The 10,091-nt window shown below is 72.5% G+C and carries 5 protein-coding genes and 1 pseudogene; 5 read left to right on the forward strand and 1 reads right to left on the reverse strand.

Annotated elements, in window-relative coordinates; genetic code table 11:
• Window positions 1–102: 102 nt before the first annotated feature.
• From JWR81_RS18495 to JWR81_RS18510, 4 genes are all read left to right on the forward strand, one after another.
• A complete protein-coding gene (locus JWR81_RS18495) occupies window positions 103–2,841 on the forward strand; it encodes an AAA family ATPase (RefSeq protein ID WP_297654022.1) in 2,739 nt (912 codons plus the stop codon).
• A gap of 122 nt (window positions 2,842–2,963) precedes the next feature.
• The gene (locus JWR81_RS18500) at window positions 2,964–3,176 is read left to right on the forward strand and encodes a hypothetical protein (protein WP_297654024.1); all 213 of its coding nucleotides are present in this window, start codon (window positions 2,964–2,966) and stop codon (window positions 3,174–3,176) included.
• Window positions 3,154–3,960 (forward strand): hypothetical protein, encoded by an 807-nt coding sequence (locus JWR81_RS18505; protein ID WP_297654026.1) that lies wholly within the window; start codon window positions 3,154–3,156, stop codon window positions 3,958–3,960. Before JWR81_RS18500 ends, JWR81_RS18505 begins: the two co-directional genes overlap by 23 nt.
• 5 nt (window positions 3,961–3,965) lie before the next feature.
• The gene (locus tag JWR81_RS18510; protein ID WP_297654028.1) at window positions 3,966–7,238 is read left to right on the forward strand and encodes a cytochrome P450; all 3,273 of its coding nucleotides are present in this window, start codon (window positions 3,966–3,968) and stop codon (window positions 7,236–7,238) included.
• Window positions 7,239–7,393: 155 nt separating this feature from the next.
• Here the strand turns inward: JWR81_RS18510 and JWR81_RS34425 are convergent.
• A pseudogene (locus JWR81_RS34425) lies at window positions 7,394–9,201 on the reverse strand (glycoside hydrolase family 15 protein).
• Between the two features lie 109 nt (window positions 9,202–9,310).
• Here JWR81_RS34425 and JWR81_RS18525 point away from each other — a divergent pair.
• Window positions 9,311–10,030, forward strand: a complete 720-nt coding sequence (locus tag JWR81_RS18525; protein WP_297654030.1) for an SDR family NAD(P)-dependent oxidoreductase — start codon at window positions 9,311–9,313, stop codon at window positions 10,028–10,030.
• The last annotated feature ends 61 nt before the right edge of the window (window positions 10,031–10,091 follow it).

Below are 10,091 nucleotides of genomic sequence, written 5' to 3' on the forward strand. Positions count from 1 at the left end.
CAAGGTGGGCGTTGCAGCAGCCAACTCGGGTCGTACAGGACAGCGTGCGGGATGTCTACCTGGCCCCTTCCTCTTCCGGCCACGTCCGGGGACACTCGATCCATGGCCACCCCCGACACGTTCGTCGGGAGGGCCGTCGAACTGGCCGTGCTGGCCGAGGAGCTCGAGCGCGTACGTTCCGGGCAGGCGCGGGTCGTCTGGCTCACCGGTGTCGCGGGGATCGGCAAGACGGCGCTGCTGCGCCGGTTCCGCCGCGCGGTGGCCGGGGCCACCGTGCTGTGGGCCGACGGGGACGAGACCGAGGTGGGGCTGCCCTACGGGATCGTCGCCCAGCTCTTGGCCGACGTTCCGGGGACGCTCCTGGCGGCGCACCCGACGTTGGCCTCCGGTCCCGCGGCCGGCGCGGATCCCCTCAGGGTCGGGTCGGAGCTGTTGGGCGTGCTCGGCGAGCTGCAGGCCGCCGGGCCTGCCCTCCTGCTGGTCGACGACGCGCACTGGGCGGACGACCTCTCCGCACGGGCCCTGGTCTTCGTGGCGCGTCGACTTCGACACGATCACGTCCTCGTCGTGGCCGGGGCACGGAATGACGACGCCGCGCCCCCTCAGTGGGACCGGCTCCTCGCCCAGGAGCACCTGCTGCGCAGGCTCCCGCTGGAGGGGCTGGGGGCCGACGACGTCGCTGCCCTGTCCTCGGCGCTGGACGGGCCCGCGCTCACCCCCGCCGCCGCCCGCCGGCTCCAGACCCACACCGAGGGGCACCCGATGCACGTCAGGGCCCTGCTCGCCGAGCTCCCCGCCGATGGCCTGGCCGACACGTCCGGGGTGTTGCCGGCACCGCGGTCGCTGACCTCGCTGGTCCTGGTCAGGCTGTCCACGCTGTCGCGACCGGCGCAGGACCTTGTTCTGGCCGCGTCGGTCCTCGGCCCCCGGTGCGCGCTGTCGGACCTGGTGGTGCTTGCCGGAGTGCCGGACCCGCTGGGGGCGCTCAGCGAGGCCGTCGAGGCCGGGCTGCTGGAGGAGACGCCGGGCGCCGCGCGGCCGGGTGTCACGTTCCGGCATCCGCTCCTTCAGGCGGCCGTGTACGGCGACCTGCCGCCCGACCGGCGGCACGCCCTGCACCACGCGGCTGCCGCGGTCACCGGCGGCGCGGCGTCGCTGGCGCACCGGGTCGCCGCCGCGGCGGGACCGGACCCGGAGCTGGCCGCCGAGCTGCAGGACCTGGGCGAGGCCGAGCGGGAGGCGCGGCGGTGGCGCGATTCGGCGGACCACCTCCTGGCCGCCGCCGACCTCAGCCCGACGTACGAGGTGCGGTCCAGGCGACTGGTCGGCGCCGTCGAGTCGATGCTGGCGGGGGGTGACGTGGCGGGAGGGCTCAGGGCCGAGCCGGATCTCCGCGCTGCGGCCCCGAGCGTGGGGCGCAGCCGGGTCCTCGGCCAGCTCGCCGGGTTGACCGGGCGGTTCGCCGTGGCGCGCGACGAGCTCACCGCGGCCGTGGACGCGGGTGGCCGCGACGATCGACACCGCTCGGCGGCCGCGGCGAACCTGGCGCTGGTGTCGCTCATCGAGGGCGACCCGGACCGCGCGGTCGTGTTCGCGGAGGAGGCCCTGGCCACCAGCACGGCGTCGGACGTCCTGGGGATGGCCCGGTTCGTCCGGGTCATCGGCCTCGCCGCGACCGGCCGGCACCACGACGCCGTCGCGGAGCTCGAGCGGCGCGGCCGCGACGGTCCGCTCGGGCGGGAGCGGTCAGCCGAGACCAGGGGCCTGCGGGGGCTGCTCGCGCTGTGGACGGGCGATGCCGCCACGGCGCTCTCGACGTTGTCCGGCATGGCCCGCGACGGATCTCCAGGGATCCCGATGCAGGGCCGGATCCTGGTCCTCGGGTGTCTCGCCGAGGCGCAGTACCGCGTGGGGGACTGGGACGACGCCACCATGAACGCCGAGCTCGCGATCTCGCTGGCCCGGGACGCGGGGGTCCTTCTCGGTGCCGGGATCACCCACGCGATCGCCGGGTACGTGGACGCCGGGCGCGGTGCGTGGGAGTCCGCCCGGACCCACGTCGCCACCGCCGCTGCAGCGGCCCGGTTCCTGCCGTGGTGGGGAAGCCGTGCCTACGCGGCCGTCGCCGGGGCGACGCTCGCCCAAGCCGAGGGCGACCACGATGAACTTCTCGCGGCTCTGCGCCCACTCGACGATCTCGCAGTGCGGCACCTCGTCGACGGCGTCGGAGCGCTGTCCTGGCGGGTCCTGCACGTCGAAGGCCTCCTCGGCCTGGGCCGAGAGCTCGAGGCCGACACCGCCCTGGAGGAGCTCGAGAAGCGGGTGGCCGCGCACCCTCCGGGCTGGGCCGCGCTCGACTCCGCGCGCCTCCGGGCCCGTCGCGAGGAGCTCCGGTCCGACCCGGCCGCGGCCGGTGAGGCTTATGACCGCGGCATGGCGCTCGCTGACCACGCGCCCTGGGCGCCGGCGCGAGCCCGGCTGGAGATGGCCTACGGGCGCCACCTCCTGGCCGCCGGCGAGCGCCGCCCCGCTGTCGACCTGCTGCGAGCTGCCCGCGCGCGGCTCGAGCGGCTCGGCGCCGCACCGTTCCTCGCGGAGTGCGACGAGCTCCTCCGCACGGCGGGCCTGCACCCGCCCGCCGCCGGCGACCTGCTCGACCTGACCACCCAGGAGCTGGCCGTGGCACGGTCGGTCGTCCGCGGCCGGACCAACCAGGAAACAGGCGCCGAGCTCTTCATCACCGGCCGGACCGTTGCTTTCCACCTCAGCAACATCTACGCGAAGCTCGGCATCTCCTCGCGCCGCGACCTGGCGGGACGGCTGCCCGACCTGGCCCGCTGACGCGATCTCCACCGTGCCACTGGAAGGTGTGCTGGAAGGTCCTGCCAGGGACACGCCGCCCCCTGCCCACCCATGCTGGACCGCGTCCACGTTCGGCCCGCAACGGCCGGCGAGGAGGGGCGATGCGCGTGACCCTCGACCTGTTCCGTGCCACCGACGGGCGGCTCGAAGGAACCGTGCACGGGCCCGGCGCCACGGGGGGCACGTTCGCCAGCCTTCTCGACCTGCTGCGGGTCCTGGAAGGGCTCGATCTGTCCCGACGCGAGACGCGGACCGCTGACGACGAGCCCGCGCCGGACACGGAGGGGACCGATGATCGACCACCCGGGGGCTGACGTCCGCCCGCTCGCGACGCCCACCACCGCGGCCGCCGCTGCGACGCCGACCGCCGCGGCCCCCGCCGCGACGCCGACGGCACCGGCCGACCCTGACGCCGCGAGCCGGTACGCGCGGCTCTCGGGCGTCCTCGGGCTGCTGTTCTCGGCGCTGTTCGTGCTGGCGCTGGTGCTGGTGGACCGATCACCGGGTCTCGCCGTTCCGGATGCCGACTACGCGGCCTTCTACACCGCCGGCGGGGCCCGCACCCTGGTCACTGTCGGCACGAGCCTCGTCCCGTTCGCCGGCATCGCCTTCCTCTGGCATCTCACCACGCTCCGGCTGCTGGTCCGCGCGCACACCCCCGAACCCTCGGCGATCCCCGACGGGCTGCAGCTGCTCTCGGGGATGATGTTCGTGGTGCTGTTGTTCGTCGGCGTCGGTGCGGCCGGTGCGACGGCGCTGCTGATGGACCTCACGAACGTTCCCCTGCCGTCCGTCGGGATCGCCCGGTCCCTGTCCGGCCTCGGGTACGGCATGGTCTTCGTCTACGCGATCCGCGGCGCGGGCATGTACGTGATCACGACGACCACCCTGCTCCGCAGGGCCGGCCTGCTCCCGCGCTGGGCGGCGCTGCTGGCCTACGTGATGGCCGCGGTCCTGCTCCTCGCCACGACGTTCAACCCGGCCGTCGTGCTCGTGTTCCCGGCCTGGGTGGTGCTGGTCAGCGTCGTGGTTCTGGCCGGGGCCCGCCGGGGCGGGCCCCGTTCCGCCCCGACCTCCGACAAGGAAGGTGCCGCATGACCGGCATGACAGCTCGCCAAGGGCCGCGCAGCGCCGACGAGATCCCGGGCCCGAAGGGCTTTCCGGTCGTCGGGAACATGTTCGACATCCCGGCCGGGCGCACGATGCAGACCCTGATGGACCTGACGCGCCAGTACGGCCCGATGCTCCGGCTGCGGACTCCGTTCGGCGACCGGTTCATCGTCTCCGGCCTCGAGGAGATCGACCAGCTCTGCGACGACACCCGCTACGACAAGTTCGTCGGCGTCTCACAGCGGATCATCCGGGAGCTGCGGCCCAGCGCCGGGCTCTTCACCGCCGACACCGACGACCCGGACTGGCAGAAGGCACACAACATCCTGCTCCCGAACTTCAGCCAGCAGGCGATGCAGGGGTACCTGCCGATGATGATCGACATCGCGGCGCAGCTGATGCAGAAGTGGGAACGGCTGAACCCCGGTGAGCCGGTCGACGTCACCGCGGACATGACCCGGCTGACCCTGGACACGATCGCGCTGTGCGGGTTCGGCTACCGCTTCAACTCCTTCTACCGGGAGGACCAGCACCCGTTCGTCGAGGCGATGCTCGGTGTCCTCACCGAGTCGCAGACGCAGGCCCGGCAGCTGCGGGTGCAGCGCACGCTGCGCCGGCGCGCCGCCCGGCAGATGAACGAGAACTACAAGTACATGGAAGGCGTCGTCGGGCAGATCATCACGGAGCGGCGCAAGGCGGGCGACGCCGCCGACCACCAGGACCTGCTCAGCTGCATGCTCGAGGGCGTCGACAAGCGCACCGGGCAGAAGCTGTCCGACGGCAACATCATCGCCCAGTGCAACACGTTCCTGGTCGCCGGCCACGAGACGACGAGCGGGCTGCTCTCCTTCGCGGTCTCCTACCTGCTCAAGGCCCCCGACGTCGTGGTGAAGGCGAACGAGGAGGTCGACCGCGTCCTCGGCACCGACCTCGCGGTGACGCCCACCTACCAGCAGGTCCAGGGCCTGACCTACGTCACGCAGATCCTCAACGAGATCCTCCGGCTGTGGCCTACCGCGCCCGCGTTCACCCGCTACCCGTACGAGGACACGGTGCTCGGCGGGTACGGGATCCCGAAGGGCACCTCGCTCACCGCGCTGACCCCGATGCTGCATCGGCTCCCGGAGATCTGGGGCGCCGACGCCGAGGAGTTCAACCCCGACCACTTCCGGCCGGAGACGCGCGCCGCGCTGCCCCCGAACGCCTTCCGCCCCTTTGGTGCAGGCCAGCGCGCCTGCATCGGACGCCAGTTCGCGATGCAGGAGGCCGTGCTCGTGCTCGGCATGCTGCTGCAGCGCTTCGAGTTCGTCGACAGCTTCGACTACACCTTGAAGATCAAGGAGGCCCTGACCCTCAAGCCGGAGGATCTGCGGATCACGCTGCGGCCCCGGCTCGGCCGGACCACCGGGACCACTCCCGCGGCGCCGCAGGTCACCGGCGGTTCGACCACCTCGGACCGCCCCGCCCCACGCCTGCTCCCGGTCGCCGACCGGCACAACACCCCGCTCACGGTGCTGTTCGGGTCGAACCTCGGCACGGCCGAGGGCATCGCGACGCGCATCGCGCAGGACGGCACCGAGCGGGGCTTCGCGGTGACCCTGGGCTCCCTGGACGACCACACGGGCGAGCTCCCGCACGCGGGCGCGCTCGTCGTCGTGTGCGCCTCGTACAACGGGCAGCCTCCGGACAACGCCGAGCGCTTCTGCCGCTGGATCCAGGCCCCCGGGACGGCCGCGGACGCCGCCGACGGGCTGGCGTTCACGGTGTTCGGCTGCGGCAACATGGACTGGGCGTCGACGTACCAGGCGGTGCCGACCCTGATCGACAGCCAGCTCGAGGCACGCGGCGGCCGGCGGGTGCATGCCCGCGGCGAGGGCGACGCCCGCTCCGACTTCGACGGCCAGTACCAGCAGTGGTACGCCCAGCTGTGGCCGTCCCTGAACGACGCCCTGGGCCTGAGCGAGGAGACCGCCGGTGCCGCCGCCGCGAAGGAGCGGCTGCACGTGAGCATGACGAACCGGCAGACGACCAACCCGCTCGTGATGTCCTACCGCGCCGCCCCCGCGACCGTCCTGGTCAATCGCGAGCTCAACGGCGACGGCACCTCCGCGCCGGAGCGGTCCACCCGCCATGTCGAGATCGCCCTGCCGCCCGGCCTCGAGTACGCCACCGGCGACCACCTCGGGGTACTGCCCCGCAACGGGTTCGGCATCATCCGCCGGGTGATCACCAAGTTCGGGCTCGACGCCGGCACCTACCTCACGATCACGCAGGCCGGCGGCTCCTACACACACCTGCCCGTTGACGAGCCGGCGCCGCTGCTGGGGATCCTCGGCAGCTGCGTCGAGCTGCAGGACGTCGCGACCCGCTCCGACATAGCCGTGCTGGCGCAGTACACCGCCGACCCCGTCCAGCGAGACGAGCTGCTCGGGCTCTCCACCCTCGACGACGAGGGCCGCGCCCGCTACCGCAAGCGGGTCGCGTCCCGCCGGGTCACCCTGCTCGACCTGCTCGACGACTACCCGTCGTGCGACCTGCCCTTCAACGTCTACCTGGACCTGCTGCCCGCACTGCGGCCCCGCTACTACTCGATCTCGTCGTCGCCGGCCGTCACGAAGTCCTGCGACATCACGGTCGGTGTCCTCAGTGGACCGGCGCGCAGCGGCGACGGGACCTTCACCGGCGTCTGCTCGGGCCACATCGACCAGAGTGGGTCGGAGAGCACCGTGTTCGTGTTCGTCCGCAAGCCGCGGATCCCGTTCCGGCCCCCGGAGAACCCGCACCTGCCGATGATCATGGTCGGCGCGGGGACCGGCATGGCCCCGTTCCGGGGATTCCTGCAGGAGCGGGCCGCGATGAAGGAGCAGGGCGTGCCCGTCGCGGCGTCGATGCTGTTCTTCGGCTGCCGCACGCCCGACATCGACTTCCTCTACGCCGACGAGCTCCGCGGGTTCGAGGCCGCCGGCGTCACGCAGCTGTGCACCGCCTTCTCCCGGGTCGAGGGTGAGGGCCCCAAGTACGTCCAGCACGCGATCGACGCCGAGCGCGACCAGGTGTGGGACCTCCTCGAGCAGGGCGCCGTCGTCTACGTCTGCGGGAACGCCACCACGATGGCCCCCGGCGTACGGGCGGCGCTGACGGAGGTCTACCGGGCGAAGACCGGCGGCTCCGAGGCCGACGGCGAGAAGTGGCTCGCCGACCTCCGCACGGCCGATCGCTACCTCGAGGACATCTGGGGGGAGACGGCGGCGGGATCTGTGATGTGAGCGATGGCGTTGAGGATGATCAGCTCGGGCGGCTCACGCCCGGCCGCCCGAGCCGTGCGACACCACACCCTCGCCGTCAGCCGTTGCGGTGACGTCGGGCGATCTCCGCCATAGCCTGCCGGTGGCGGCGGACCGCGAGGAGATCGGAGAGGCCGTCACCGGGGTCGTCGCGGTGGGTCGATGGGCTCGTCGCTGCGGTGGTGCCGCCCGTTGTGCAGTTGCAGGGCGCTGACGACCAGCGGGAAGTGGCTGAAGGCTTGAGGGGTGTTGCCGAGCTGCCGTTTCGCGACCGGGTCCCACTCCTCGCTGAGCAGGCCCACGTCGTTGCGCAGGTCCAGCAGCCGGTGGAACAGCGTGGTCGCCTCCTGCCGCCGGCCCGCGCCGTGCAGCGCGTCGACCATCCAGAACGAGCACGCGAGGAACACCCCCTCGCCCGCCGGGAGGCCGTCGTCGGAGGCCTCGGTGCGGTAGCGCAGGACGAAGCCGTCCTGGGTCAGCTCGCGGCGGATGGCGTCGACGGTGCCGACCACCCGCGGGTCGTCCGGGGGCAGGAACCCGACGCGGGGGATGAGCAGCAGGCTCGCGTCGAGCCCGGTGCTCCCGTAGGACTGGACGAACGTGCCGCGCCCGCTGTCGTAGCCCTTCTCCAGCACCTCGGCATGGATGGTGTCGCGCAGTTGCTCCCACCGGTCCACGGGGCCGGGCAGGTGGTGGGCGCGCGCCCCGCGGACCATGCGGTCGGCGGCCACCCACGCCATGACCTTCGAATGCGTGAAGTCCCGGCGCGGCCCGCGCATCTCCCAGAGACCGTTGTCGGGGTCCTGCCAGTGCCCCTCCAGGTGGTTGAGCAGGGCGATCTCGAGCTGCCAGGCGTCGTCGGTGGAGCTCATGCCGCTCTCCCGGGCCAGGTGCAGCCCGTCGAGCACCTCGCCGTACACGTCGAGCTGGAGCTGGTCGGCCGCGCCGTTGCCGGTGCGGACGGGCGCGGACTTCTCGAAGCCGCTGAGCCACGGCAGCTCCAGCTCGGGCAGGCGCCGGGTGCCGTCCACCCCGTACATGATCTGGAGCGTGGCCGGGTCGCCCGCGACGGTCCGCAGCAGCCACTCCGCCAGGCCTTCGCCTCGGTGTCGTAGCCCGCGGCCAGCAGCGCCTGCATCGTGTAGGAGGCGTCGCGCAGCCAGCAGTAGCGGTAGTCCCAGTTGCGCGGGCCGCCGACCTGCTCGGGCAGCGACGTGGTCGGCGCCGCGATGATGCCGCCCGTCGGGGCGTACGTCAGCGCCTTGAGGGTGATCAGCGAGCGGCGCACCGGCTCGGCGTAGCGGCCGGTGAGATGCGTGCCGCCGGACGACCACGACTCCCAGAACCCGACGGTGTCGAGCAGCGCCTCCTCGGCGTCGACCGGGGTGGGCGCGGGACGGTGGCTCGGCGCCCAGGTGAGCACGAACGGCACGCGGTCCCCGGGGCGGACGGTGAACTCCGACACCGTCGTCCACTCGCGGCCCTCGGTCGGGGCCGGTGTGGCGAGCCAGACCGCGTCGGGCCCGGCGACGGCCTCGATGCGGTGGCCCCGGCGCCGCACCCACGGCATCACGCGGCCGTAGTCGAAGCGCAGCCGCAGCTCGCCGCGCATCGGGACGGCCCCGCTCACGCCCTCGACGATCCGGACGACGTCGGGCGCGTGGCCGCGCGGGGGCATGAAGTCGATCACCCGGACGCGGCCCTCCGGGGTGGTCCACTCCGTCTCCAGGACGAGCGTGTCGCCGCGGTAGCGACGACTCGAGCAGACGCCACCCGCGGCGGGCGCGATCAGCCAGCGGCCCGCGTCGGGCGTGTCGAGCAGCGCGGCGAAGCAGGCGGGGGAGTCGAAGCGGGGAAAGCAGAGCCAGTCCACCGATCCCGCCGTACTCACCAGCGCGGCAGTGTGGAGATCTCCGAGCAGCGCGTAGTCCTCGATCCGGGTCATCCCGAGATAGTGGCAGCCTCGTGGCTAGATTGGCGTCCGCATCCCCCGGCCGACCGCTGCGGGACGGGCAATTCGGGGCATTTTTGCGGAATCAGACAAGGGAGTGGGAATGCTGCTTTCAGGAAAGACGATCGTGGTCACCGGTGGCAACAGCGGAATCGGTGAGGCGATCGTCGTGGCGGCCGCGGCGGAGGGCGCGAACGTCGTCATCGACTACATCGTCCACCCCGAGGAGACCGCCTCCCTCGTCAAGAAGGTCGAGGCGGCGGGCGGCCGGGCGGTGGGGGTGCAGGCCGACGTCACGCAGGCTGCCGGCCTGGAGGCGATGGTGACGGCGGCCGTGGAGAACTTCGGCCGGCTCGACGCGCTGGTCAACAACGCCGGCATGGAGACCCGCACCTCCATCCTGGACACCACCGAGGAGCAGTACGAGAAGGTGCTGGACGTGAATCTGAAGAGTGCCTTCTTCGGCACCCAGTTCGCGGCCAAGCAATTCATCGCCCAGGGCGGCGGCGGGATCGTGCTCAACATCTCCTCGGTGCACGAGGACTGGCCGATGCCCGGGAATACCGCGTATTGCGTCTCCAAGGGCGGCATGCGGATGTTGACCCGTACCGCGGGTGTGGAACTGGGGCCGCACGGAATCCGCGTCGTCAACATCGGGCCCGGCGCGGTCGCCACACCCATCAACACCTCGACGATGAACGACCCGGCCAAGATGAAGGCGCTCGACGACGCGATCCCGCTGGGTCGCATGGCCCAGCCCAGGGCCCCGGCAAAGTCGCTGAGGTGGTCGAGGTGGTGGCGACACGCCGAGACCTGCGGGTAGCAGTGCGGGCACGACTCTCGCGTTGATCATGGCGGTTCTCACGCCAGCCTTGATCACTTGA

It is taken from the genome of Pseudonocardia sp. (assembly GCF_025965585.1).
Classification (GTDB): domain Bacteria; phylum Actinomycetota; class Actinomycetes; order Mycobacteriales; family Pseudonocardiaceae; genus Pseudonocardia.